The organism is Bradyrhizobium sp. I71 (assembly GCF_022354745.1).
GTDB lineage: Bacteria > Pseudomonadota > Alphaproteobacteria > Rhizobiales > Xanthobacteraceae > Bradyrhizobium > Bradyrhizobium liaoningense.
Genome location: NZ_CP059398.1, coordinates 4,385,686 through 4,410,976 on the forward strand (window position 1 = coordinate 4,385,686; position 25,291 = coordinate 4,410,976).

Below are 25,291 nucleotides of genomic sequence, written 5' to 3' on the forward strand. Positions count from 1 at the left end.
GCCGCACGTCTCGGAGCGGGGAACAGACACAACGGCGCCGCGTCGAACTGCATCAACAACTCGACCGTCAACCGCGCGCGCGCCTGCATATGCGCCAGGTTCTGTTATGGGGAGGATTGCCAGCCTGGAGAAAGTCGCCAGCAGTTGCAACGGTGGCTGTGCATCGAGTTTTCCGAAAGGCAAGGAGCCTTGGATCGGATGTAGCGAGTCGGGCGGCCAAATAGACTACGGACCCTTCTCACCAACCTGCCGAGACACCATCACCCACACATCTTACCTGGGTTGCGTCGAAACAAAGACGTTCTTGGGCGAAGGCCGCAACAAGGCTCACTGGTTGTGCAGCAGCCTGGCCGCTGGCAACAGGTTTAAGGTCGCAGAACTTAAGCGATCAGGGCGCCGCTAGTCCACATTGCCTTTGGTCACGCGCGAGCACAGCGAACACAGCGAAGTTGAGACCAAGCAGGGTCACGTGCTTGATCAGGGACAACGGGGCGCTGCGGGCTGCCGTCTTCAATTCGACTCTCTCCAAAGGCTCTGGCGAGCGGGAGTATGACCCTCGAGTCCGCTACGGGTCACAGGCCGCCGATTGCGCTCAAGCGGGTGACTTCCGCTTCACCTTGCGGAGCCGACGCCTGTGAGTACACCCCGGCCCGGCTCACGAAAGGTCAACCCGCGGTGGCGGATAGCGCCGGGCCAGCATCGAAAGCGACAGACGCCGTTCGTCCTCCGGCAGTTCCAGATAGGCCAGCACGAGCGGGCGCTTCCAGTCGCCGATGCCGAAATCCATCGCCATCCATTTCTGCGGCTCGGGGCCTTCAAGGCCCCGCACCCAGACGAAATAGCGGGGAAGGTCGTCGGCATCCGTCCTGCGTGTCCTGGCCATCGAAAGCTGCTCACTGCATCCCATCGTATGCGAGAGGATATAGGCAGCGACCGTGCGGAGTCGAATGCCTCGCGGCGGTACGGGATCTAGCCCCTATCGATAGTCGACGTTCGAACAGCAGGTGCCGCTTCGCTCCCGGGGGCTCCGCGCCGATACGGCAGTTGGGCGCGCAATCTCTCCTCCTCGTCATTGCGAGGAGCCCTTGCGACGAAGCAATCCAGGCTAGCTCCGCGGGTGCATTCCTTGATTGCTTCGCTGCGCTCGCAATGATGATGCGGACATAGGCGGGGCAAGAATGAACTGTTGCGAAGATGGTTCTTAGCCGGAACGAGGTTTGCCCGAACGCTCGCCGCTTCGAAACTCAAAAATTCCGGTTGACCGAAATTCGGAAATAGCGTAACACATGCGCCATCCCGGCCCAAGGATAGGGGCGTTTCGCGATCGTCACGATACGCGGGCCGGGTGGCGGTGGACGTGGAGTGCATCGGCGCGCCGGCAATTGCAGGGCGGGCTTGGCCCGTGAGCGGTTGCGCGGCGCGCACACGACCGGTGCGATTCCAGCGTACGGCAAAAGCGTGTGGTCCTGACGCCCGGGGCCTGTGCGTCAAGGCTTGCGGCGATGTGGCGGTCCGACCGGGTCCGCGCATCGGTCATCCGCAAGGCGACGGGGGCAATAGTGCATCGCTCCCCGGGGAGAGCGCGCCATAAGCCGTCAAACCACTGCGCAGGGAAAGGCCGGGATGTCCAGGCTGCCCTGTATGCCGCTGTGCATCTGTCTTCGCGCAATTTGCGCACAGCGGACCGCGGGTGCCAGCCGGCGCCCGGCCTTCCCTGCGCCCTTTCGAAGGAAGGGGCGTCGAGAGAAGCAAGGCTCGGGCGCCATGCGTCGCGAGGCCGTACTGGCGTGTCCCGTTGTTTGAAAGTTGATCTGTGCCAGCTTGTCCTGCCAGTCACCGCCACAAGTCGCAGGTCGCCACGCGGTTGATGTCGGCGAGGCGGCGGTCGGCGTTTCCGTGCGGATCGAGGCTGCCGACCAGCGTCAGCAGGCGTCGGTAAGCGCGATCGGCGACGTCGACCGGCAGCGGAGCCTCGTCGAAGGCGTCGACATAGCCGCCGACGAGGCCGCTCAACAGGCGGCATAGTCCGCGCTGGGCGGGATCGTCCCGGCCGAGCGTCTCGAGCTTTTGCTGAAAGGTCTGGAAGGTCCGCAAGCCGTGGTGTTGCTGCGAAAGCCACGCGTGCAGGTCGTTCATGTGAGCTCCTTCGAGTGACGGAAGAAGCTACCGGTTTATACAGGGGGCATGGGAAGATGGCTAGGGAGGGATTGTCGCCAGTCCGTCTTCGCCAAGAGGCTTCGCCGGACGGACACGCTTCGCCCTTCGGTTCAGCATGGCCGCGCCACGCGTAGCCCGAAGGGCGAAGCGTGGTGCCCCTGGCCGGAATCGAACCAGCACTCCTTGCGGAACTCGATTTTGAGTCGAGCGCGTCTACCAGTTCCGCCACAGGGGCCCCCGGTCGGCCCTAAAGGGGGGCGTCGCGAAGCCGGCGGACTATAGCCATGGACAAGACGGGGTCAACCCGCGCCAAAGTGATCCCGGCCGTTCTCGACAGCCGCACGGGCCGGAGCTAGAGGCTTGAGGGTGCGACCACCGGAAAGAGGCTGCCGTGACGACCCAGAGTGCCGCCATACCAGCGTTCAAGCAGGCCAGTGCGGGCCCCGCGCTGACCGCCTCGCTGCTGGTCACGCTGATCGCCGCAGTCACGATCGCCGGCGCCTGGTTCTTCCAGCTCGTGCTGGAGATCCTGCCCTGTCCGCTCTGCCTGGAGCAGCGCTACGCCTATTACCTCGCGATTCCGCTCGGTGCGCTCACGGCGCTGGCGGCGAGGAGCGGCGCGCCGCGGCCGCTGCTGCTGGCGGGGCTCGCGATCCTCGCACTGGCGACGCTCGCCAATGCCGGACTCGGCACCTATCACGCCGGCGTCGAATGGGGATTCTGGAAGGGGCCGACCGACTGCTCCGGGCCCGTCGTCAATCTCGGCAGCGCGGCTGATCTGCTGTCGAAGCTCGACACGGTCAAGGTGGTGCGCTGCGACGAGGTGCAGTGGCGCTTCCTCGGCCTGTCGCTCGCCGGCTACAACGTGCTGATCTCGGTGCTGATGGCCGCGATCGCCGCGTGGGGATTCGTGCGGACGCAACGGTCGTAGTTGCCGTAGGGTGGGCAAAGCGAAGCGTGCCCACCACTTCTATCTCCATTCTGGAAGGATGGTGGGCACGGCGCAAGAGCGCCTTCGCCCACCCTACGGGAGCTGCGCCCCGTCAATCATCCACATCGTCCTGCGTGCGCCCGAACAGGTGCACGATGCCCGGCGTCGCGATCGTCACGAAGACGAAACGCGACAGATGATGGGCGCCGACGAAGATCGGGTCGATGTGCAATGTCAGCGCCAGGGCCAGCATCGCATCCATCGCGCCCGGCGCGAAGGCGACGACCACGTCGGAGAATTTCACCTGGGTGGTCAGCGCCACGATCCCGACGAAGATGGCGGAGACGGCGATGGCCACGGCAAACGAGCCCAGTGCCGCGCTGAGGTGGCCGGCGAGCGTCTTGATCCGCATCCGCGCGAAGCGGCTGCCGATCAGTGCACCGATACCGACCAGCGCCACGCCGCGGACCCAGTCCGGCAGGCCGCCCTCGACCCATCCGGCGCCGTGCAGCACGCTGGAGGCGATCATCGCGCCGAACATCCAGCTCGCCGGAAACTTGATCAGCCGCAAGACGAGCGCTGCGGCCAGCGAGGCCGCGGCCAGTTCGAGGAGGTCGAGCGGCGAGGCGATCGTCGTCGTCGGCGACGGCGCAGCAGAGGACGCCACGCCTGCAATCGCCAGCACCATCGGCAGCGCGGCGGTCAGGATGATGACGCGCATGGTCTGCACCACCGCGATGCCCGGCAGGTCGGCGCCGCGCTCGACCGCAAGGATGGTGATCTGCGACAGCGCGCCGGGACTGCCGGCCAGGAAAGCCGAGGTGCGGTCCCAGCCATGGATGCGCTGGAGGTAATAGCTCGAGCCGAACGTCGAGCAGAAGGTGGCGAGCGCGAGCAGCCCGATGGTGAGGGGATAGGCGCCGACCTGCTGAAGCAAATGGCGCGAGACGACCGAGCCCAGCGAGATGCCGAGCAGCACCAGCACGGTCTGGGTCAGGATCGGCGGCAGCGTCAGCTGGCGGCCGGCGATCGCGGCGATCCCGACCGCGATCATCGAGCCCGAGATCAGCCCGCCGGGAAGGTTCGCGACGAGAAACACGAGACCGCCGGCGGTGCCGATGACGAGCGTCTCCACCGTGCTCAATATGCTGGCACGGCTCGGCCATTCGAACGTCAGGGAGGCGGTGATCTGCTTCACACCACCTTATCGCAAATCGTCGGGAGGCGCACAATTGCAGGCTCGTCATGCCGCAATGCGCGCGCCTCTCGCCGATGCTCGCGGAGGATCGTGACGGACTTACTTCTTGTCTGCGGCGGGGGCGGTGGGCGCGGCGGGAGCGGCGGTGCCGGCCCTCGCTTCCTTCTTGCACTCACGGCGAAACTTCTTGCGCTCCTTGCCTTTCAATCCCTTGGCGTCCGCCTGCTTGGAGCATTCGAGCGACTCGGCCGAACGCTCCTTCGGCGCCATCTTGTCGGCGGTGGCGGCGGCATCGGTCTTGGTTTCGGTCTTGGCTGCCGGCGCTGCGGTCTGTGCAAAGGCGGTGCCGGTGACGAGCAGGGAGGCGAGGGCGACGGCGGCGAGGCGAGACGTGAAGGTCATGTGTTGCACTCTGCTTGGGAGAATGACGAAGGGCTGGAACGTCGGCCTGCATTGCTGAACGCGACATGAATGAGCTGAGCGATGGGATCACTATATTTTGGCGGCGATAGCCATCGCATCCTTGTCGCAAGCGGCCGACACGCTAGGATAGCAATCCTCGTTTCACTTCCGTCGGGGAAGACCAAGCAGGAGACCCAGGGATGATCATTCAGACAAGATTGTTGTGCGCGATTGCGGCGTCCGGTGTCGCGGCATTGCTGGCGAGCGCGCCGGCGCAGGCACTGACCGCGCAGGAATGCGGCGCGAAATATCAGGCCGCCAAGAAGGACGGCTCGCTCGGGACCATGAAGTGGAATGACTTCCGCAAGGCCCAGTGCGGTGCCGATGCGAAGCCCGCCGCTGCACCGACCGCAGCTGCTCCGGCTGCGCCCACCGCTCCTGCCGAGCCGAAGCAGGCGGCGAAGGAGGCGGCACCCGCCGCCGCGCCGGCCCTGCCGGCCGGACCGGCGGTCTATCCGAACGCGGTCGATCCGAAATATGCCAAGGAGACTCCCGGCAAGGCGCGGCTGCATACCTGCGTCGACCAGTACAACGCCAACAAGGCCACCAACGGCAATGGCGGCTTGAAGTGGATCCAGAAGGGCGGCGGCTATTACAGCGAATGCACCAAGAAGCTGAAGGGCGCCGCCTGAGCTTCGAATCGAGACGATGGCCGGAGCAGCGCTCCGGCCATTTCGCCTGGAGCGTTTTCGAGCGAAGTGGACACCGGTTCGCGTCAAGAAAACGCGTCAAGACAAGAAGCTGGAGCGCGTTCCGATTCCATCGGAACGGGAAGGCTCTAGCCGAGCAGCTTCTCGGCCGAGTTCGTCACGAGCTGCGACCGCTTGCGCGGGCCGCCCTCGACGAACAGCAGGCTCTGGCCGAAGATGAAGCAGTAGAACAGGAACGCCTGCGCGTCGGCCGCCTCGGCCGCAAGGCCGGTCGCGCGATAGAGTTCGCTGACGTGCTTGAGCCGCGCCGCGTCCACGCTCGCCACCGCCGCCGCGGCGTTCTCGTCCGAGCGGGCCCATTGCCGGATCGCGAGCTCGATCGCCATTCCTTCCGGATTGAGCCGCTCGGAATAGAGCTGGATCAGAGCCTTCAGGCGCTCGCGGGGCTCTTGCCCGTCGAGACTGGTCTGCTGCGCGATTGCGGCGACGCGTCCCTCGCGCCAGCCTTCCCGCATGGCATCGAGCAGCGCGGCGCGGTCGGCAAAGCGGCGGTAGAATCCGCCCTTGGTGACGCCAAGATTCTTGGCGATCACCTCGACCCGCACGCCCTCGACCCCCGCGCGGGCGAGCTCGGCAAAGCCTGCCTCGACCCAGACATCGCCCTTGCCGTCACTCATGAAGGAAACCCCACCGGCTCTTGATACGGTACCGTATTGCTAACGCGACTCGGGTTTGATACGCTACCGTATCAACGATCAAAGACGAAATTGCGGGAGGAAGTGCGATGGAGCAGGAGGCGACCTATCGTGGCACGGTCTATCCGTGGCAATGCGATCACGTCGGGCACATGAACATCATGTGGTATGTCGGCAAGTTCGACGAGGCCAACTGGAATCTGTTCGCCCGCCTGGGCCTGACGCCGAGCTATCTGCGCAGCTCCGGCCGCGGCATGGCCGCCGTGCGGCAGAACATCGCCTACCGGCGCGAGCTGCTGGCCGGCGACATCGTCGAGATCCGCAGCCATCTGCTCGAGCTTCGCGACAGGTCGATCCGCTTCCGGCACGACATGACGAATGCGGAGACCGGCGAACTCGCAGCGACGTGCGAGATCACCGGCGTGCACATGGACCGTCAATTGCGGAAGTCCGCACCATTCGCCGATGCGATCCGGGGGATCGCCGTGACGCACCTTTCCGAGCCGGCGGAGGCCTGAGCGATGGCCACATTCGAGCCGAGAAACCCCGAGTACCGCCCGGCCGCGACCGCGATGTTCGCCGCTCAGCCGGCGATGCGCACGCTGGGCATATCGATCGTCTCTCTGGCGCCGGGTCAGGTCGAACTGGCGATGCCGTATGCATCCGCCTTTACGCAGCAGAACGGCTTCGTGCACGCCGGTATCATCACGGCAGGCCTGGACAATGCCTGCGGCGTCGCCGCCTTCACCCTGATGCCGCGCGAAGCCGACATCCTCACCGTCGAGTTCAAGACCACGCTGCTTGCGCCGGCCCGGGGCGACCGCTTCGTCTTCAGGGCCGAAGTCGTCAAGCCTGGCCGCACGCTGACCTTCTGCGAGGCCAAGGCATTTGCCGAGCATGACGGCAAGACCACGCTGATCGCGACCATGACCGGGACCTTGATGGCGATGCTGCCCCGCATAGTGGCCGCGGACGTGCCGCGCACGTCTGCGCATGGCGGCGATTGACAAGCGTGCCAGCGCATCCCTTGATGCGATCGTCATGCTTGCAAGTCTCGGCCTCATCCTGCTCTGCCAATTGATCGGCGAAGCCGTCGTGCGTGGGCTCGGCCTGCCGTTGCCGGGACCCGTGCTCGGTCTGCTGCTGCTTCTGATCCTGCTGCTCGCCCGCGACCGCTTTGCGCTGCTCGCGCGGGGGCCGCTGCGCAATGACGGTGTCGAGACGGCGAGCAAGGGCCTGCTGGCCCATCTCTCGTTACTATTCGTGCCGGCCGGCGTTGGCGTCGTGCAGGAGCTCGATCTGCTCGCGTCTCACGGCATCGCCATCATTCTCGTGCTCGCGCTGTCCGTGGTCATCACGCTGCTCGCGACCGTGCTGACCTTTCGCCTCGTCAGCCGCCTGTTGAAGCAACAGGACGCGCGATGAAGGACAATCCGTTCTCGCTGTGGGTCTATCTCTCGCAATCGCCGCTGCTCTGGCTCACCGTGACGCTGCTGGTCTATGCGACCACGGACGCGGTCTCGCTGGCGACCCGGCGTCATCCGCTGGCCAATCCCGTGCTGCACGCGATGTGGATCATCGGCGCGTTCCTGCTGTTGACCGGCACCTCCTACACGACTTATTTCGCCGGCGCGCAGTTCGTGCACTTCCTGCTGGGGCCGGCGACCGTCGCGCTCGCGGTGCCGCTCTATGAGAACCGCAAGCGCGTCGTCTCATCGATCGTTCCGATGCTGGTGGCGCTGGTCGCGGGCTCGGTCACCGCGGTGGTGTCGGTCGTGTTGCTGGCCGAACTTGCCGGCCTGCCGCGCGACGTGGTGCTGTCGCTGGCGCCGAAATCAGTCACCGCCGGCGTCGCCATGGGTATCGCCGAATCCCTGCATGCCGATCCTTCGCTGGCGGCCGTCGCGGTCATCCTCACCGGCATCATGGGCGCCATCATCGTGACCCCGCTGATGAACCGCACCGGCGTCACCGATTATCGGGCTCGCGGCTTCGCCGCCGGCCTTGCCGCGCACGGCATCGGCACCGCGCGCGCGTTCCAGGTCGACGAGATTGCCGGCGTCTTTTCCGGCATCGCCATGAGCCTGAACGCCTTGGTGACCTCGTTCCTGGTCCCGCTGGCAGTCACACTGCTGGTGCGATGACATCGCTGCCGCGAGGCTCTATATGTCCGTAACATTTCCTGGTCCTGAGCCGTATTTGCGGTGATGGGGCCGAAACGGGACAAGATATGACCGAATTTGGGAACAAGGGCCGTCTGATGCCGACCCGGCGTGCGGCGCTGACGTTGATCGGAGCGGGCGCCGTCGCAGCGAGCGGGATCAACCTTGCGCGCGCGGCGACCGGTGAGGACGAGGTGCTGACCGAAGCCAAGGTGCTGCGCGATCCCGACACACCCGTCGCAGGCAATCCCGCCGGCAACATCACGATCGTCGAATGGTCCGACTACAATTGCCCGTATTGCCGCAAGCTCGAACCCGAGCTGCGCCAGGTCGTCCTGGACGATGGCAAGGTGCGGCTGGTGATGAAGGACTGGCCGATCCTCGGACCGGTGTCGGTCACGGCGGCGCGGACTGCGCTGGCGGCGAAATTCCAGGACAAGTACCATCAGGCCCATGACGCCATGATGGGCGTCAGCTCGCGCCTGACCGAGCCGCGCATCAACGAGCTGCTCGCGGCCGCCGGCGTCGACATGGACCGGTTGAAGCGCGATCTCACCGGCCACGCCAAGGACATCGACGCCATCCTCAAGCGCAACAACGAGCAGGCTGAAGCTTTCGGTTTCAGTGGTACGCCGTCATTCATCGTCGGCAAGTACCGTGTGCCCGGCGTGCTCAGCATGTCCGAGTTCGAGCAGGTCATCGCCGATGCCCGCAAGGCCAAGATGAACTGACGCGCATCTTTGATCGTAGCCGACACAAAGGCGCCGCCGCGGAGATCGCGACGGCGCCTCATTCATGTCGGGCGATATTACTTCGACGAGATCCGGACCCAGTCCTTGTGCGCGCGGTCGCGCAGTGCGTCCCAATCGGCCTTGGCGACATCCCAGTTCACGATGGTGCGATTGGTGGTCGCGACCTCGCCATTGGCGACCGACGACGTCTGCATGGAATCATAGACGTAGACGCCGCCTGCAAGCAGCAATGCGCCCAGGATCATTCCGAAAAAAGTCTGCATGGCGAACCTCCGGTGACGGGCGATAACGTCGGCCCGGAGTGATGGTTCCCCGGCCATGCGGCGCATCTAAGGAGAGGTCGTTCATCCTCCATTCAGCCACTGCAGCAATTCCGCATTGATCTCGCGCGGATAGGTGTGGCTGAGGTCGTCGATCTCGCGGTAGGTGACATTGGCGCCGGCGGTGGAGAGCGCCGCCTGCGTCTGCCGTGTGGTCTGCACCGGAAACATCCAGTCGAGCTTGCCGTGAGTGATGAAGACCGACAGGCCCTGCAGGCGCGTTGCGTCCGCCATTTCCGCCATCAGCGGATGAAAGGTCGCCGCGACAGGCGCGAGATGAGTGAACGGCGAGGCGCCGTCGAGCCCGGTGACGTAGCAGAAGGTGCCGCCGTCGCTCATGCCGGTCAGAAGCATGCGCGAGGCGTCGATGCTCCAGCGGCCGCGCACCGTCTCGAGGATGCGCATGAGGTTCGGCGTGTCGGTGTCGTCGCCCATCAGAGCCCAGGTCGGGCCGGTCGCGGTCGGCGCCACCAGGACCGCGCCGAGACTGCGCGCGTCGCGCAGCCAGCTCCACAGAAAGCCGCGCCCGTTGCCGCTGCCGCCATGCAGCGCCATCACCAGCGGCATTGGCCGGCCGGGCACGTAGTATTCGGGCACATAGGCTGAGAAGCCGCCACGGCTGCCGGGCTCATTGTGATCGTGGAAGATGCCGGTGTGCTCGCCCGCGCCGGCTTCAAGTCGCGACAGCAGATCGTGATTCTCGCGATTGGCGGCGTTGAGAAAGAAGCTGCTCACGGGCGGGAACTGCACTGCCAGCGGATAGAGCGCCTCCTGCGCGCGGGGGACATGGCGCAGGGCCCGGAAGACCGCGACGAGATCGCCATTGCCTCGCTGGACCTCGCGGATCCCGGCAAAGGCGGCGAGGGCCTCGTCGCAGGCGCGATCGAGCCGTTCACGCAAGCCGGCGAACCGTTCAGGCCAGTCGCCGATCGCCGCTCGTGCCGCCTGCAGCGCCTCGTCAGGTGTGCCGATTGCGTTCATCACCGCGGCGAAGGCCGGCGGGTGCAAATGCCGCTGGAAGAAGCCGAGTGCTTCCAGCGCATTGAGCAACGGTGGCAGCACGGCAACGATGTCGTCCACCACAGCTTCGGTCATCGCCCGCTTCTTCCTCAAGCCTTTGGGATCAGTCCTTGGGGTCAGTGCAGCTTCGGCGCCTTCAGGAGCTTGAAGCGATCGGTCGACGTCACAGTGACGTCGAAGGTGACGCCTTCATGATGCACTGTGAGCGGCACGTCGACGCCGGCAGCGCCGAGCGTCCACATCTTCCTGTAGAAGGCGCTCTGGCTCGCGACCTTCTCGCCGTCCACAGCGAGGATGACATCGCCGGTCTTGAGCTCGGCCCGGGCGGCCGGGCCGTTGGTGGAGATCCCGATCACCACCACGCGGTTGTCGATCTCGGTCGAGAAGAGTCCGAGCCAGGGCCGCGCCGGCCTGTTGACGCGGCCGAATTTGCGCAAGTCCTCGAGGATCGGTTTCAAGAGGTCGATCGGCACGATCATATTGACGTGCTCGGCCTTGCCGTCACGTTCCCGCTCGAGCTGGAGCGAGCCGATGCCGATCAACTCGCCGCGTTCGTTGAGAAGGGCCGTGCCGCCCCAGTTCGGATGTGCGGGACAGGTGAAGATGGCCTCATCGAGCAGATACTCCCAGTAGCCGGCGAATTCCTGCTTGGCCACGATTTGGCTTGCGACCGAGCGCGTGCGCCCGCCGGCGCCGCCGACCACGACGCGATCGCCGATCCGGGTTGCCGCCGACGAGCCGAGCGGCAGCGGCGCGACGTCGAGCTGGCCGAGCGCCTGCACCAGCCCGAACCCGGTCTCGGAATCGAAGCCGAGCGCATGACCCTCCACCACGCGTCCGTCGGCGCGGTGCAGCCAGACCGTCTCTGCCTCAGTGATGAGATAACCTATCGTGAGCACCAGCCCGTCGTCGATCACGACGCCGTTGCCGGCGCGTTCGGTGCCCAGCGTCTCGGCGCTGAAGGCATCCGGCGGGACGATGGCGTGCAAGCCGACGATGGATGCGAGCGCGCGGTCGAGGTCGAAGCCGTAGTCGCTCGCCCGCGGCTGGTTGGCCGGCGGCACTCTCCATTCGGTCAGAGCGGGCATGGAGTTCTCCTGGCTGAGAGCATCGCTCCGGTATGGCTAGCGGAACGACGAGCAAGCATAATTTAGGCCGGGGCAGGCCGTCTTGAAAGCCTCGTCGCCAACTATTCCGGAGAACGCCGCGTGAAATCTTCGAAAGGCGCGAAAGATCCCTCGTGGATTGGGCGTCCGTGCGATCCGGCACGGGCCGCATGGCTGCTGTCCGGCGGAATGCTAGGCGTCGCATGGCGAAGCTGCTAACCATTGCCGCTTCGTTTGACCTTGGGATCACGGACGACAAGCATGGACAACCGCAGCGACATCTGGCGTGGCATCGATACGATCAAGACACGTTTCATCGACCTCAGCGACAGGGTCTGGGGCATGCCTGAGGTCTGCTACACCGAGGCGCGGTCCGCCGCCGAGCATCTCGCCGAGCTGCGCCATCAGGGATTCCGGATCACCGAGAACGTCGCCGGCATCCCGACCGCGGTGACGGGCGAGTGGGGCGAGGGTGGTCCGGTCATCGCCTTCATGGGTGAATACGACGCGCTGCCGGGCCTCAGCCAGGAGGCGGGTGTCGCCGAGCATCGCCCGGTCGAGACCGGCGGCCATGGCCATGGTTGCGGTCACAATCTGCTCGGTTCCGCCGCGCTGCTCGCCGCGACCGCGGTGAAGGACTGGCTGGCCGAGAACAAGGTGCCGGGCCGCGTGCGCTATTACGGCTGCCCTGCGGAAGAAGGCGGCGCGGCAAAGGCCTTCATGGTGCGCTCCGGCGCGTTCGAAGACGCCGACATCGCCATCACCTGGCATCCGCACAGTTTCTGGGAAGTCGCGGTGACGCCGTCGCTCGCCAACACGCGCGCGGATTTCATCTTCACCGGCCGTACCTCGCATGCGGCCGCCTCGCCGCATCTCGGCCGTTCGGCGCTCGATGCGGTGGAATTGATGAATGTCGGCGTGAACTACATGCGCGAGCACATGCCGAGCGATGCCCGCGTGCACTACGCTTTGCTCGACACCGGCGGCATCGCGCCGAACGTGGTGCAGGCGCATGCGCGCGTGCGCTATTCGATTCGCGCCCGTGACCTTCCCGGCATGAACGAGCTGGTCGAGCGCGTCTCCAAGATCGCGCAGGGCGCCGCGTTGATGACCGAGACCAAAGTCGAGATGAAGATCATCTCCGCGGTCTCCAACATCCTGCCGAACGCGCCGCTGGAGCAGGCGCTGCACCAGCTGATGGAAGAACTCGGACCGCCGCATTTCGACGACGCGGACAAGAGCTTTGCCAGCCAGATCCGTGCGACGCTGAGCGACAAGGACATCTCGTCGGTCTATTATGCGATCGGCATGGAGCCGACCGACCGGCCGCTGGCCGACTTCCTGGTGCCGCTCGATGCCAAGCGCAACCCGCTGGTCGGTTCGACCGATGTCGGCGACGTGAGCTGGGTGGTGCCGACCGTGCAGGTGCACGCACCCACGGTTGCGATCGGCACGCCCTTCCACACCTGGCAGGTGGTCGCGCAGGGCAAGAGCCCACATGCCCACAAGGCCATGGTCCAGGCGGCAAAGGCGATGGCCGGTCTCGGGATCAAGGCGCTGACGGAACCGGAGCTGATCAAGGCCGCCAAGGCGGATCTTCAAAAGCGGACGGCCAAGACACCTTACATCTGTCCGCTGCCGGATCACGTCGCGCCGCCGCTCGACATGTCCGTCGGGTAATTGCACCTCGATACTTCGTCGGATGCGGCGAACAAATTTTCCGCAGTGCAGCGCGCAATCCAGCACGTTTTGATGCTGGATTGCCGAACGGATGGGCTGCGGAACGCGATTTTGCCCAACGGACAGCCAGAAGACCGTTTGCATACACACGGTCCCAGTTGACGTGTACCCCATTCGGTGTGCCATCTACCGCCAGCCAAACCCGGCGGTCGCCTCTTGCGGCCGCCTGCATCCATGTCGGAACCAGACGGGGGACAACCATGCTGGATAAAGAACTGCGTTCGATGATCGGCCAGGTGAAGGACGGGCGGATGGATCGCCGCGCCTTCATCCAGCGCATGGCCGCCGTCGGCCTGACCGCACCGCTGGCCAACCAGATCCTCGCGCTCGGCGGTGTCGCCATGGCCCAGGGCGCGTCCACCTACAAGCCGACCAAACGCGGCGGCGGCGGTGCGCTGAAGCTGTTGTGGTGGCAGGGCCCGACCTTGCTCAATCCGCATTTCGCCACCGGCACCAAGGACCAGGACGGCTCGCGCCTGTTCTACGAACCGCTCGCCTGCTGGGATCCGGACGGCAACATGAAGCTGGTGCTGGCGTCCGAAATTCCCTCGACCCAGAACGGCCTGCTGGCCGCCGACGGCAAGTCGGTGACGTGGAAGCTGAAGCCCGGCGTGAAGTGGCACGACGGCAAGCCGTTCTCGGCCGATGATCTCGTGTTCACGTGGCAGTACATCAAGGATCCGGCCACTGCGGCCGTGACCATCGCAACCTATCGCGACCTCACTGTCGAGAAGATCGACGATCTCACGGTCAAGATTACCTTCCCGAAACCGACGCCATTTTGGGCCGACGCCTTCGTCGGTGCGACCGGGCAAATCCTGCCGAAGCATCTCTTTGCCGATTTCATCGGCTCCAAATCGCGGGAGGCTCCGACCAACCTCGCGCCTGTCGGGACCGGGCCCTACAAGTTCGTCGAGTTCAAGCCGGGCGATCTCATCCGCGGCGTGATCAATTCCGACTATCACATGGCCAACCGGCCCTATTTCGATACGCTCGAGATGAAGGGCGGCGGTGACGCCGTCTCGGCGGCACGCGCCGTGATCCAGACCGGCGAGTATGATTTCGGCTGGAATATCCAGGTCGAGGACGACGTGCTGCTGCGCCTGGAAAAGGGCGGCAAGGGCAAGACCGTCTATGCCGTCGGCGGCGATACCGAGTTCATCGCGCTCAATTTCACCGATCCGAACGTCGAGGTCGATGGCGAACGTTCGTCGATGAAGACCAAGCATCCGCTGTTCTCGGATCCCGTCGTGCGCAAGGCGCTGTCGCTGCTGGTCGATCGCGAGTCCGTCAAGAAGGCGATCTACGGCCGCGCCGGCCGCACCACGGCGAACTTCCTCAACGGCCCTGAAAAGTTCGTCTCCAAGAACACGAGCTGGGAATTCAACATCGAGAAGGCCGCCAAGATGCTCGACGACGCCGGCTGGAAGCCCGGTGCCGACGGCATCCGCGAGAAGGACGGCAAGAAGCTGAAGATCCTGTACCAGACCTCCATCAATGGTCCGCGCCAGAAGACCCAGGCCATCGTCAAGCAGGCCTGCCAGAAGGCCGGCATTGAGGTCGAGCTGAAGTCGGTGGTAGCTTCGGTGTTTTTCTCCTCCGACGTCGCCAACCCCGACACCTATCCGAAGTTCTACGCCGACATCGAGATGTTCCAGATCCCGCTCAGCCAACCGGATCCGTCGCAGCACATGCGCCGCTACCTGTCCACCAGCGTCGCGACCAAGGAGAACAAGTGGCAGGGCACGAACTTCCCGCGCTGGGTCAACAAGGACTATGACGCGATGATCAACGCTGCCGATATGGAGATGGATCCGGTCAAGCGCGCGGCGCTCTATATCAAGGCTAACGATCTGATGTGGCAAGACACGGTGTTCATCCCCGTGATGCATCGTCTCAAGGTGGAGGCGGCCGCGAACAACCTGCGTCCGGTGATCTCGGGTTGGGCCAACGAAACCGACAACCTGTTCGACTGGTACCGCGAGGAATGATCCCCCAGCGCTAGACGGGGGCTTTCCCTCATGAGTCAATACGTCCTGCGTCGCCTCCTGATCGCGATTCCGAGCCTGCTCGGAATCTCGGTCGTGCTGTTCGTCGTGCTTGCGCTCGCCCCCGGCGATCCGTTCTCTGAACTGGCGACCAACCCGAACGTGCCACCCGAAGTGCAGGCCGCGCTTCGGGCCAAGTTCGGCCTCGACGATCCGATCTACCTTCGTTACCTGCACTGGCTCAACGCCATGCTGCACGGCGACTGGGGCTTCTCCTTCGTCAGCCGGATGGACGTCGACCAGTTGATCCTCCAGCGCCTGCCGGCCACGCTCTACGTGATCGGCTCGGCGCAGATCCTGGCGCTCTTGATCGCGATTCCCGTCGGCGTCTACGCCGCGACGAAGCCCTATTCGCTGTTCGATCAGGTCGCGAACACGCTCGCCTTCGTCGGTTTCTCGCTTCCGACCTTCTTCACCGGCATTCTGTTCATCCTGATCTTCTCGATCACGCTGGACTGGCTGCCGTTCGTCTATACCACCGACATCAAGGCGACCGGTATCCGCTGGGTGCTGGAGATGATCAGGCAGGCGATCATGCCGGTGGCGGTGCTCGGCCTGTTCCAGGCGGCGTCGATGACACGCTTCGTCCGTTCGGCGATGCTCGACGTGATCCGGCTCGACTACGTCACCACGGCGCGTGCCAAGGGGCTTGGCCAGGCCACGGTCATCGTCAAGCACGTGATGCGCAACGCCATGATCCCGGTCGTGACGCTGATCGCGTTGCAGATGCCCGCGGTGTTCGGCGGCGCCATCGTCACCGAGCAGATCTTCCGCATTCCCGGCATCGGCTCGCTGCTGATCTCCTCCATCCTTTCCAACGACACGCCGGTGGTGATGGCCGTCACCTTCGTCTTCGCGTGCCTGGTCGTGCTGTTCAATCTCATCGCGGACGTCCTTTATGGCTGGCTTGACCCTCGCATCTCCCTCCGCTGAGCGGCGGGTCTACTCGCCCTGGCGCGAGACGTGGCGGCGCTACAGCCGCCACAAGCTTGCCGTCGTCAGCGCGTTCCTGCTCCTGGTTCTTGTCCTGGCGGTGGTGTTCGGTCCGTTCGTCTGGCGGGTCAAGATCGACGAGATCGACATTGTGGCGGGTATGCAGGGGCCGTCGCCGGCCCATCCGTTCGGCACCGACGATCTCGGGCAGGATATCCTCGCCCGCATGATCTATGGCGGGCGCATCTCGCTCGCCGTCGGCCTTGCCGCGATGCTGGTCTCGGTCTTTATCGGCGTGCTGATCGGCGCGCTGGCCGGCATGTCGCGCGGCGCACTCGGCCATGGCCTGATGTGGCTCACGGATCTGTTCCTGTCGCTGCCGCAGCTGCCGCTGCTCTTGCTGCTGATCTATCTCTTCCGCGACGGGCTGAAGCAGGTGTTCGGCCCCGAGGGCGGCATCTTCATCCTGATCGTGCTGGTGATCGGGGGGCTCCGCTGGATGCCGGTCGCGCGCCTGGTGCGCGCGCAGTTCCTGTCGATCCGCGAAAAGGAATTCGTGGAGGCTGCACGTGCGCTCGGTGCAAGTCCGCTGCGGCAGGTGGTCAAGCACATCCTGCCAAATGCGCTCGGTCCGGTGATCATCGCCGGCACCATCGACGTTGCGGCCGCCATCATCGCGGAATCGACGCTGTCCTTCCTCGGCCTCGGCTTTCCGCCTGATACCCCGACCTGGGGCCGACTGCTGTACGATGCCAAGGATTTCCTCGATATCGGCCCGCACTGGGCGCTGTTTCCGGGCGGCGCGATCTTCATCGCGGTGGTCGCCATCAACTTCATCGGCGACGGCCTGCGTGACGCGCTCGATGCGCGACGGGTGATCTGATGGCGCCGCTGCTCGAGATCAAGGGCCTGAAAACCCACTTTTCCACCGACGACGGTATCCTCCAGGCCGTCGACGGCGTCGACATCTCCATCAACAGGGGGGAGACGCTCTGCGTCGTCGGCGAGTCCGGCTGCGGCAAGACCGTCACCGCGATGTCGATCCTGAAGCTGATCGCGATGCCGCCGGGCCGGATCGCGGCGGGCCAGATCATTTTCGAGGGGCGCGATCTCGTGCCGCTGACCAGCAATCAGCTCGACGAGATCCGCGCAAAGGAGATCGGCTTCATCTTCCAGGAGCCGATGACCTCGCTCAATCCGGTGCTCACCATCGGCGAGCAGATCGCTGAGAGCCTGCGCCGCCACGAGGCGGTGACGAGAAAGCAGGCCCTGGAACGCACCATCGAGATGCTGAAGCTGGTGCAGATCCCCAATGCCGAAGGTCGCGTGCACAATTATCCGCACCAGTTCTCCGGCGGCATGCGCCAGCGTGTGATGATCGCGATGGCGCTCGCCTGCAAGCCGAAGCTGATCATCGCCGACGAGCCGACCACCGCGCTCGACGTCACCATCCAGGCGCAGATCCTCGACCTCCTGCAGGACATGAAGGAACGCTTCGGCATGGCGGTGATGTTGATCACCCATGCCATGGGCGTCGTCGCCGAGACGGCGCAGCGCGTCGTCGTGATGTATGCCGGCAAGGTGGTGGAGGAGGCGGCCGTCGACGAACTCTTCGGCGATCCCCGCCATCCCTATACGCAAGGGTTGATCCGCTCGATCCCGCGCATCGACCTCGACAGCGAGCACAAGACGCGGCTGGAGGCGATCGGCGGCTCGGTACCGATCCTGATCAATCCGCCGGTCGGCTGCCGCTTTGCCCCGCGCTGCAAGTTCGCGATGAACGTCTGCACCGAGAAGGAGCCGCTGCTGCGCGAGGTCGCGCCCGGCCATCGCATGGCCTGTCACTTGGGCGATACCAGCCTGGGAGGCGCGGCATGAGCGAACCGTTGCTGCGCGTCAGCGGCCTGAAGAAACACTTCCCCGTGCTCGGCGGCCTGCTGTCGCGCCAGGTCGGCACCGTCTACGCTGTCGACGGCGTGTCGTTCTCGGTCAATCGCGGCGAGACGCTCGGTCTCGTCGGCGAATCCGGTTGCGGCAAGTCGACGACGGGGCGTTGCGTGCTGCGCCTGATCGAGCCGACCGACGGCGAGGTCACCTTCGACGGCCAGGATGTGCGCAAGCTCGGCGGCAACGATCTGCGCGCGATGCGGCGGAACATGCAGCTGGTGTTCCAGGACCCGTTCGCTTCGCTCAATCCGCGCATGACGGTCGGCGCCATCCTCGGCGAGGCCTTCACCATCCATAATCTCGCGACCTCCGCCAAGGAACGCGAGGAGCGCGTCGCGAGCCTGCTGGTCAAGGTCGGGCTCAAGGCCGAGCACATGCGGCGCTATCCGCACGAGTTCTCCGGCGGGCAGCGCCAGCGCATCGTGATCGCGCGCGCGCTCGCGGTCGAGCCGAAGCTGATCGTCTGCGACGAGCCGGTCTCCGCGCTCGACGTGTCGATCCAGGCCCAGGTGATCAACCTCCTGGAAGATCTTCAGGCCGAGTTGAACCTCACCTATCTGTTCGTCGCGCACGATCTCTCGGTGGTCGAGCACATCTCCGATCGCGTCGCAGTGATGTATCTCGGACGCATCGTGGAGCTGGCGAAGGCGAGCGATCTCTACCGCAATCCGCAGCATCCCTACACCAGGGCGCTGTTGTCGGCGGTGCCGGTGCCCGATCCCAAGCTGAAGCGCGAGCGCATCCGCCTCAAGGGCGACGTGCCGAGCCCGATGAAGCCGCCGTCGGGCTGTCACTTCCACACCCGCTGCCCGATCGCCCAGCCGCGTTGCGCGGAGAGCGCGCCGGTGCTGAAGGAGGGGGCGAACGGTCACCTCGTGGCATGCCACCTGGCGTGATGGTGCAGCGCGACGGCCTTGCGAGGACGGTTTTGCGCCGGTGCTCAGCGAAGCGTGCCGTTCGTCGTCCGCAGTGACTGGACGAAATCGACCACCGCCAGGATCACCACGCCAACCACAATGACGATGAGCGGAATGGCCTTGATCCAAACCACCAGAAACCCAAGAAATGTCATCATGAGCGCGAGGCCGATGAGTCCGGTGATCAGATTGGTCATCGCACGTTCCTTTTCTCCGCGCGGGGAGCCGAGTTCGTCCCGGCGTTTGGGACGTTGCGCCGAGCGCTGCCACGTGTGCGCCCGATAGTCTTGACGAGCCAGCGCGCCGTACGCAAGAGGCGGGCATCGTTGCCGCGGCGGCCGACGAGCTGGACGCCCAGCGGAAGGCCGGCTTCCGAACGCATCAATGGCAGGCTGATGGCGGGTACGCCGAGATAGGTCCAGAGCGTGCAGAAAACCGGGTTGCCGGTCGTTTCAATGCCGGGCGCCGCACCCGGCGCCGCAGGCGTCAGGACGGCGTCGTATTCGTCGAAAATGTGGTCCAGAGCCTGGTTGAGCGGCGCAATCCCGGCCAGAGCGCTGCAATAATCCACCGCGAGATGGGCGCGGCCGCGCTCGATCGCCTGGCGTAGAGGCGTGCTCAGCTTGTCGCCGCCTCGCTGGTAGTCGCGCCGCAGATTGTGCGCCATATCAACTTCCATGATGACACGGTGCATATCGACGGCTGTATCGAAGCTCGACCCAAGCTCGACTTCGCTGCACGCCTCGCCCAAAGCCTCGACGAGCTCAGCAAAGGCCTCACGGGTCACTGGCTCGGCCTGATCCCAGACCGGAGAGCGCACGAAGGCAAATCGCGGCGGCAATGGCGGCTCGCTCGCCGCTACCGCAGACAATGGCGGGCGCGCAACAGGCCGCGTGTCCAAATCCTCCCGGTCGAAGTCGACCATGACCTCGGCCAGCAGGGCCGCGTCCTCCACGTTGCGCCCGAACACGCCGACATGATCGAGTGTGCGCGACAATTCGAGTGCGCCGCTGCGCGGAATGAGGCCATGCGAGGGCTTGAAACCGACCACGCCGCAGAAGGCGGCAGGACGGATCACCGAGCCGTTGGTCTGCGAGCCGACAGCACCTGGCACCATCAGCGCCGCGACGGCCGCGGCGGAGCCGGAGGACGATCCGCCGGGCGTGTGATCCGGGTTGTGCGGATTTCGGGTCTTGCCCGGATTGTAGTACGCGTACTCGGTGGTCACCGTCTTGCCGAGGATCACGGCGCCGGCCGCCCGCAGCCGCGCCACGGCCGCCGCATCGCGCCGCGGCGTGCGTCCGGCCCACAACTCCGATCCGAATGCCGTCGGCATGTCGCCGGTGTCGAATATATCCTTGACGCCCACGGGCACGCCATGCAGCGGGCCGATAGCCTTGCCGTGCTTACGATGATCGTCAGCAGCCTCGGCCTGCCGCATCGCGTGGTCGCGATCAAGAAATGCCCACGCCTGGATATCGCGATCGACCTCGTCGATGCGCTTGAGGCAGTCGCCGACGAGCTCTTCCGAACTGAGCCGGCCGTCGCGGATGCCGGCCGCAGCCTCCATGAGGCCGAGCGCGCTGAGACTCATGCGGAACCTTTCGGCGGCTTGCCGGTCCCGCTCATCGCGATCCATAGAGATAGGTGGGCAACCACAATGCGATCCCCGGGAAGATGTAGACCAGTGCCATGGTGAGGAAGACCAGGCCGACGAAGGGAAGCGCGCCGGAGAAGATGTCGGTCAGCTTCACCTGAGGTGGCGCCACGCCCTTCAGATAGAAGGCCGCCATCGCGACCGGCGGCGTGTTGAACGCCGTCTGCGTATTCAGTGCCACCAGGATGCCGAAGAAGATCGGATCGATGCCGTATTGGGGCAGCAGCGGCAGGAAGATCGGCACGAAGATGATGATGATCTCGGTCCATTCCAGCGGCCAGCCGAGCAGGAAGATGATCACCTGGGTCAACAGCAGGAAGCCGATCGGCGACAGGTTCAGCGCGGCGAAGAACTGCTCGACCACAGTCTGTCCGCCGAGGACCGCAAACACCGCGGAGAACGTCCACGACCCGATGAACAGGTAACAGACCATCGCGGTGGCACGCACGGTCAGATAGACCGATTCGCGCATCATCGTGAAGTTGAGCGAACGATAGGCGGCGGCCAGAACGATGCTCATGAGGGCGCCCACCGCGGCCGCCTCGGACGGCGTCGCCAGGCCGAGCAGGATCGCGCCGAGCACCGAGACGATCAGCAGCGCCAGCGGCAGGAACGATGTGGCGAGCGCCCAGATTACCGTGCTGAGCGGCACGTTGGTCTGCTCGGGCGGCAGCTTCGGCGCCAGCGCGGGATTGATGATCGCGCGCGCCATCGCATAGAGGACGTAGAGTCCGGCCAGCAGGAACCCCGGAAAGAAAGCGGCCGCATAAAGCTTGACCGCCGAAACGCCGGCGGTTGCCGCATAGACGATCAGCAGAATGCTCGGCGGAATCAGGATGCCGAGGCAGCCGCCGGCGCAGACGACGCCTGCCGACAGCTTGACGTCGTAACCGGCGCGCAGCATCGCCGGCAAGGCCAGCAGGCCCATCAGCGTGACAACCGCGCCGACGATGCCGGTCGCGGTCGCGAACATCGCGCAGGTGATCAGCGTTGCCACCGCCAGCGCGCCCGGCACGTTCTTCATCGACAATTGCAGCGAGTAGAACAGGCGGTCGAGAATGTTTGCGCGCTCGATCAGATAGCCCATGAACAGGAACAGCGGAACCGCAACCAGCACATCGCTGGATGTGACCTCGAACGTCTTCTGCACCAGAAGCGTGAAGATACGGTTCTGGAAGAAGTCCTGACCGGGGGTATAGTAGGCATAGTAGCCGAACGAGACACCCATCGCCATCAGCGTGAACGCGATCGGGAAGCCGAGCATGATGATGAAGATGAAGAGGCCCAGCATCAGCATGCCGAGTTGAGGATCGGTCATGCGTCTGGTCCCTTCCCGCTCTGCGGCTCAGCCGCGTGCTGCTGATGTTCGCGGATGACGAGGCTCTCGGTCTCTTCCACGTCGTGCAGGCGTTGCGGCCATCGGCCGGTGCGGATGCACAGCACACAGCGAATGATCTCAGCGACCCCTTGCAGAAACAGAAGGAAACCGGTGAGAGGGATCAGCGCCTTCAGCGGAAACACCGGCACGCCGGCCGGACTGAAGATGCTGACTTCGCGGAAGCGGACCGACATCTGGGCGTAGTTCCAGCCCGAATACATCAGCGCGGCGATCGCCGGCAGGAAGAACAGGATATACAGGACGAGGTCCATCGTCGCCTGGGTGCGCGGCGACCAGAGGCGGTAGACCACGTCGGCACGCACATGGCCGTTGCGCGAGAGCGTATACGCGCCGGCCATCAGGAACATCGCGCCATAGGTGATGTAGCTGATGTCGAAAGCCCAGGTGGTCGGCGCACGCAGCACGTAGCGCACGAATACCTCGTAGCTGACACCCAGTGTAAGGACGAGAATCAGCCAGGCGAACGCCTTGCCGACCCACGTGCTGAGCTCGTCGATGAAGAACAGGAATTTCGTCATGCGAGCTGAACTCGCTGCGAGCAGTACATCCGGATGTCCCCCTCCCAACTCGCGGGCGGCGCTTCAATGCGCCGCCCCTCACGATACGGCCTCACGCGATACGCAGCGACAGCCGTCACACCTTGAGCACGCCCGGGAAGTGATGCTCGAAGGCGCCGCGGTAGTCGGTCGCGTTGTTCATGTTGTAGTAAACCACGCGGCGTACCCAGGCCTTCTGCGATTCCATCACCTTCTTCATGAACGGATCCGCGCCGAGCTGGGCGATCAGACCGTCCCACGCCTTGATCTGCGCGTCGAACACCGACTTCGGCGTCCGCACGACGTTGACCTTGTCCTTGTTGATGAGCTCCTGCAGGTCCTTGGAATAATAGTCCATGCCTTTCCATTCGTTGGCGGAGGAAGCAGCTTCGGCTGCGTATTGCAGGATCGCCTGCTGTTCCTTCGGCAACGCGTTGAATTTGGTCCGGTTGAACATGATCTCGAAATATTCCGTCGCCTGATGGTGGCTGCCCATCATGTAGTTCTTGGCGACATCCTGTGCGCCGAAGCGCCGGTCCGAGGTCGGATTGTTGAACTCGAACCCGTCGATCACGCCGCGCTCCATCGCGGGCACGATCTCGCCGCCGGGTAGCTGCGCGACGGATGCACCCATCGCCTGGAAGAGATCGGCGGCAAGGCCCACCGTGCGATACTTCAAGCCCTTGAGATCCGCGTCGCTGGTGATGGGCTTCTTGAACCAGCCGAGCGGCTGGGTCGGCATCGGCATGGCGAAGAAGCTCTTGATGTTGACATTCATGATCTGGGTCTGAAGCTCCTCAAACAGCTCCTTGCCGCCGCCGTTGTGGATCCAGCCGAGGCCTTCGTTGGCGTTGAAGCCGAACACGGGACCTGTCCCGAACAGCGATGCTGCCTTGTGTTTGCCGTACCAGTAGACCGTCACCGTGTGTGCTGCGTCGATCTGGCCGCCATGAACGCCGTCGAACACCTGGAATGGATGCACGACCGAGCCGCCGACCAGATAGTCTATGCGGAGCCGGCCCCCGGCCATCTCGTTGACGCGCTTTACATAGTCTTCGGCCATCTCGTTGAAGACATCGGCCTTGCCCCACGAGCCCTGCATCTTCATGGTCACTGTCTGCGCCCGGCTGACTTGCGGCATGGCGATGGCAGCAGCGCCGGTCGCGCCGGCGGCCAGCAGGAATTTGCGACGAGTTGTTCTGGTCTTTTCAGACTTTGCAGTCATGGACGTCCTCCCTGGCGGCCTGGTTGTTCGAACGCGTTTCGGTGCGCTTCGTTTTTAACCGCTGGGGGCGTGCCGCATTCCAGCGACTTTGATCACAGTCTGGACGCATTGCCGGCATCCGACAAGCTGCGCGATGTCGCATTTTGGATGTCGGCGAGCTTTTGGTTTGCAGGAGTCGCATAACCGTCGCGTGTCGCAGCGCAGCAAATGCAGACGTTCTCTCAGACTTCGGAAAGCTGCGTGCACCGCCGAAGAGAAGCTGGCAGCGCGGAAGGCCGGACGGAAGGGTTGGCTGACTAGATTAGGGCTGCGATGCGCGCCGCCGGGCCAGTTGGTGCAGCACCGTGTCGATGGCCGGCACCGCTCCGGTCTCGCGCAGCCATGTGTCGGCCAGATCCCTCAATTCGCCCGGCGTCAGGCCGAATTTGCGGCGGAATGCGCGAATGAAGGTGGAATCGCTGCTGAAGCGCATGTCGACGGCGAGCTCGATCAGACGGCCGTCCTGCGCGGACGGCGATATCAACCGCCGGAATGCGAGATTGAGCCGCTGCTCCCGTACATAATGCGCAAGCCCGCCCTCGGCCTCGAACAGCCGGTAGAGCGTCGCGCGCGAGATATGGAAGTGGCGGCAGAGCCCCTCGCTGGCGAGCGCATCGGTGTCGAGATTGTTCGCGATGTGGCGCTTGATCATCGTGAGGTAAAGATGGCGCTCGGCGCGCTCGAGGCCCGCGACGATTTCGGCCGTCCCGCCGGCCGCGGCCGCCACGAGGTCGGCGATCGCCTCGACCGTGGCCTCGGCATTGCCGATCCCGGTTTCCGTTCCGGGCTCGGACGGCAGACCAAGCGCGGCATAGTGGCTCGCGAGCAGGCGGGCATGAGGGTGGTCCGACGGCAATAGGGTTGCCGTCGCCGCATCCGGATATGCGAGCCGCGGCGCCAGCATCGCGCGCTGCAGGACGATCGTCATCAGATGGGTGCGGCCGCCGCCGGCGCGCAGCGCCGTCCGGTTCGGTTGCGCCATGTCGATGAGAACGATGTCGCCGGGTCGCAGCGCGACCTCGCGCCGGCCCGAGCTGAACTGCATCTCGCCTTCGACGCAGAGGGTGATCTGAAAATGATCCATGACGCCGCGGGCGACGTGCGCGGGCGTGCGGTCATAGTCCTGGTCGGAGGCACGCGTGTCGATCAGCAAGGCGTTGCGGGTCATCCATGTCACCGTGGTGACATGGAAATCGTTCTCCGCGGTACGCGGAACGACCTCGCAGATGTCGGCCGTCATGGCCCGCAAGTGCGCGAGCGCCTCCGGACCGCGCCCGGGATTGTCGGCTGCCATGCTCCCGGTCAACGCTGTGTCGTCCACATCCCCTCACGATGCGGAAAGACCGCACACAACTGATTTCCCGATCTCGGCTCTGGATGTAGCCATTCGGAAATCA

General features: G+C 64.8%; 27 protein-coding genes and 1 tRNA gene. 13 read left to right on the forward strand and 15 right to left on the reverse strand.

The window, feature by feature from the left end:
• Positions 1–655: 655 nt before the first annotated feature.
• From FJV43_RS21180 to FJV43_RS21190, 3 genes are all read right to left on the reverse strand, one after another.
• Positions 656–883, reverse strand: coding sequence for a hypothetical protein (locus FJV43_RS21180; RefSeq protein ID WP_239620568.1), 228 nt, complete (start codon positions 881–883; stop codon positions 656–658).
• 950 nt (positions 884–1,833) lie between these two features.
• Positions 1,834–2,136, reverse strand: a complete 303-nt coding sequence (locus tag FJV43_RS21185) for a hypothetical protein (RefSeq protein ID WP_239620570.1) — start codon at positions 2,134–2,136, stop codon at positions 1,834–1,836.
• A 171-nt stretch (positions 2,137–2,307) separates the two neighbouring features.
• A tRNA-Leu gene (locus FJV43_RS21190) sits at positions 2,308–2,392 on the reverse strand.
• Positions 2,393–2,548: 156 nt separating this feature from the next.
• On the opposite strand from FJV43_RS21190, the gene FJV43_RS21195 reads away from it, so the two are divergent.
• Positions 2,549–3,088 (forward strand): disulfide bond formation protein B, encoded by a 540-nt coding sequence (locus FJV43_RS21195; RefSeq protein WP_239620572.1) that lies wholly within the window; start codon positions 2,549–2,551, stop codon positions 3,086–3,088.
• A 112-nt stretch (positions 3,089–3,200) separates the two neighbouring features.
• Here FJV43_RS21195 and FJV43_RS21200 read toward each other — a convergent pair whose 3' ends face one another.
• Both FJV43_RS21200 and FJV43_RS21205 read right to left on the reverse strand, forming a co-directional pair.
• The gene (locus FJV43_RS21200; protein ID WP_239620574.1) at positions 3,201–4,286 is read right to left on the reverse strand and encodes an AbrB family transcriptional regulator; all 1,086 of its coding nucleotides are present in this window, start codon (positions 4,284–4,286) and stop codon (positions 3,201–3,203) included.
• Positions 4,287–4,385: 99 nt separating this feature from the next.
• Positions 4,386–4,688, reverse strand: coding sequence for a PsiF family protein (locus tag FJV43_RS21205; protein ID WP_239620581.1), 303 nt, complete (start codon positions 4,686–4,688; stop codon positions 4,386–4,388).
• Between the two features lie 200 nt (positions 4,689–4,888).
• Between FJV43_RS21205 and FJV43_RS21210 the strand changes: the two genes are divergently transcribed.
• Positions 4,889–5,380 (forward strand): hypothetical protein, encoded by a 492-nt coding sequence (locus FJV43_RS21210; protein WP_239620583.1) that lies wholly within the window; start codon positions 4,889–4,891, stop codon positions 5,378–5,380.
• 146 nt (positions 5,381–5,526) lie between these two features.
• Here FJV43_RS21210 and FJV43_RS21215 read toward each other — a convergent pair whose 3' ends face one another.
• A complete protein-coding gene (locus tag FJV43_RS21215) occupies positions 5,527–6,075 on the reverse strand; it encodes a TetR/AcrR family transcriptional regulator (protein WP_239620585.1) in 549 nt (182 codons plus the stop codon).
• Positions 6,076–6,182: 107 nt separating this feature from the next.
• Here FJV43_RS21215 and FJV43_RS21220 point away from each other — a divergent pair, with 107 nt between their 5' ends.
• The 5 genes from FJV43_RS21220 to FJV43_RS21240 all read left to right on the forward strand — a co-directional run bounded on the left by FJV43_RS21220 (position 6,183) and on the right by FJV43_RS21240 (position 8,986).
• Positions 6,183–6,611, forward strand: coding sequence for an acyl-CoA thioesterase (locus FJV43_RS21220; RefSeq protein ID WP_239620587.1), 429 nt, complete (start codon positions 6,183–6,185; stop codon positions 6,609–6,611).
• A gap of 3 nt (positions 6,612–6,614) precedes the next feature.
• On the forward strand, positions 6,615–7,100 hold the full coding sequence (locus FJV43_RS21225; protein ID WP_239620588.1) for a PaaI family thioesterase: 486 nt from the start codon (positions 6,615–6,617) through the stop codon (positions 7,098–7,100).
• A gap of 34 nt (positions 7,101–7,134) precedes the next feature.
• Complete coding sequence (locus FJV43_RS21230) at positions 7,135–7,518, forward strand: CidA/LrgA family protein (protein ID WP_239629535.1); 384 nt, start codon at positions 7,135–7,137, stop codon at positions 7,516–7,518.
• Positions 7,515–8,237 carry an LrgB family protein gene (locus FJV43_RS21235; RefSeq protein ID WP_239620590.1) on the forward strand — a complete coding sequence of 241 codons (723 nt, stop codon included), beginning with the start codon at positions 7,515–7,517 and terminating at the stop codon, positions 8,235–8,237. The genes FJV43_RS21230 and FJV43_RS21235 overlap by 4 nt, the downstream gene beginning before the upstream one ends.
• A gap of 86 nt (positions 8,238–8,323) precedes the next feature.
• On the forward strand, positions 8,324–8,986 hold the full coding sequence (locus FJV43_RS21240; protein ID WP_239620592.1) for a DsbA family protein: 663 nt from the start codon (positions 8,324–8,326) through the stop codon (positions 8,984–8,986).
• 77 nt (positions 8,987–9,063) lie between these two features.
• On the opposite strand, the gene FJV43_RS21245 is transcribed toward FJV43_RS21240, so the two are convergent.
• From FJV43_RS21245 to FJV43_RS21255, 3 genes are all read right to left on the reverse strand, one after another.
• Positions 9,064–9,270 carry a hypothetical protein gene (locus tag FJV43_RS21245; RefSeq protein WP_018316294.1) on the reverse strand — a complete coding sequence of 69 codons (207 nt, stop codon included), beginning with the start codon at positions 9,268–9,270 and terminating at the stop codon, positions 9,064–9,066.
• A gap of 81 nt (positions 9,271–9,351) precedes the next feature.
• Complete coding sequence (locus FJV43_RS21250; RefSeq protein ID WP_239620598.1) at positions 9,352–10,422, reverse strand: phospholipase; 1,071 nt, start codon at positions 10,420–10,422, stop codon at positions 9,352–9,354.
• Positions 10,423–10,463: 41 nt separating this feature from the next.
• Entirely contained in the window at positions 10,464–11,435 is a 972-nt protein-coding gene (locus FJV43_RS21255) for a S1C family serine protease (protein WP_239620599.1), read from the reverse strand.
• Between the two features lie 279 nt (positions 11,436–11,714).
• Between FJV43_RS21255 and FJV43_RS21260 the strand changes: the two genes are divergently transcribed.
• The 6 genes from FJV43_RS21260 to FJV43_RS21285 all read left to right on the forward strand — a co-directional run bounded on the left by FJV43_RS21260 (position 11,715) and on the right by FJV43_RS21285 (position 19,017).
• Entirely contained in the window at positions 11,715–13,133 is a 1,419-nt protein-coding gene (locus FJV43_RS21260; protein WP_239620605.1) for a M20 family metallopeptidase, read from the forward strand.
• A gap of 260 nt (positions 13,134–13,393) precedes the next feature.
• Positions 13,394–15,184 (forward strand): peptide ABC transporter substrate-binding protein, encoded by a 1,791-nt coding sequence (locus tag FJV43_RS21265; protein WP_239620606.1) that lies wholly within the window; start codon positions 13,394–13,396, stop codon positions 15,182–15,184.
• Positions 15,185–15,214: 30 nt separating this feature from the next.
• Complete coding sequence (locus tag FJV43_RS21270; protein WP_239620609.1) at positions 15,215–16,174, forward strand: ABC transporter permease; 960 nt, start codon at positions 15,215–15,217, stop codon at positions 16,172–16,174.
• A complete protein-coding gene (locus tag FJV43_RS21275; protein ID WP_239620611.1) occupies positions 16,140–17,057 on the forward strand; it encodes an ABC transporter permease in 918 nt (305 codons plus the stop codon). The genes FJV43_RS21270 and FJV43_RS21275 overlap by 35 nt, the downstream gene beginning before the upstream one ends.
• Entirely contained in the window at positions 17,057–18,052 is a 996-nt protein-coding gene (locus FJV43_RS21280) for an ABC transporter ATP-binding protein (RefSeq protein ID WP_131868950.1), read from the forward strand. The genes FJV43_RS21275 and FJV43_RS21280 overlap by 1 nt, the downstream gene beginning before the upstream one ends.
• Entirely contained in the window at positions 18,049–19,017 is a 969-nt protein-coding gene (locus FJV43_RS21285; protein ID WP_239620612.1) for a dipeptide ABC transporter ATP-binding protein, read from the forward strand. The genes FJV43_RS21280 and FJV43_RS21285 overlap by 4 nt, the downstream gene beginning before the upstream one ends.
• A gap of 44 nt (positions 19,018–19,061) precedes the next feature.
• On the opposite strand, the gene FJV43_RS21290 is transcribed toward FJV43_RS21285, so the two are convergent.
• The 6 genes from FJV43_RS21290 to FJV43_RS21315 all read right to left on the reverse strand — a co-directional run bounded on the left by FJV43_RS21290 (position 19,062) and on the right by FJV43_RS21315 (position 25,188).
• Complete coding sequence (locus tag FJV43_RS21290; RefSeq protein ID WP_239620618.1) at positions 19,062–19,235, reverse strand: hypothetical protein; 174 nt, start codon at positions 19,233–19,235, stop codon at positions 19,062–19,064.
• Positions 19,232–20,632, reverse strand: a complete 1,401-nt coding sequence (locus tag FJV43_RS21295) for an amidase (RefSeq protein WP_239620620.1) — start codon at positions 20,630–20,632, stop codon at positions 19,232–19,234. The genes FJV43_RS21290 and FJV43_RS21295 overlap by 4 nt, the downstream gene beginning before the upstream one ends.
• Positions 20,633–20,663: 31 nt before the next feature.
• Positions 20,664–22,013, reverse strand: coding sequence for a TRAP transporter large permease subunit (locus FJV43_RS21300; protein ID WP_239620621.1), 1,350 nt, complete (start codon positions 22,011–22,013; stop codon positions 20,664–20,666).
• Complete coding sequence (locus FJV43_RS21305) at positions 22,010–22,612, reverse strand: TRAP transporter small permease subunit (RefSeq protein ID WP_239620623.1); 603 nt, start codon at positions 22,610–22,612, stop codon at positions 22,010–22,012. Before FJV43_RS21305 ends, FJV43_RS21300 begins: the two co-directional genes overlap by 4 nt.
• A 115-nt stretch (positions 22,613–22,727) precedes the next feature.
• Positions 22,728–23,855: a TRAP transporter substrate-binding protein gene (locus FJV43_RS21310; RefSeq protein WP_239620625.1), complete on the reverse strand. Its 1,128-nt coding sequence runs from the start codon at positions 23,853–23,855 to the stop codon at positions 22,728–22,730.
• A gap of 301 nt (positions 23,856–24,156) precedes the next feature.
• Positions 24,157–25,188 (reverse strand): helix-turn-helix domain-containing protein, encoded by a 1,032-nt coding sequence (locus FJV43_RS21315; protein ID WP_239620627.1) that lies wholly within the window; start codon positions 25,186–25,188, stop codon positions 24,157–24,159.
• Positions 25,189–25,291 lie beyond the last annotated feature (103 nt).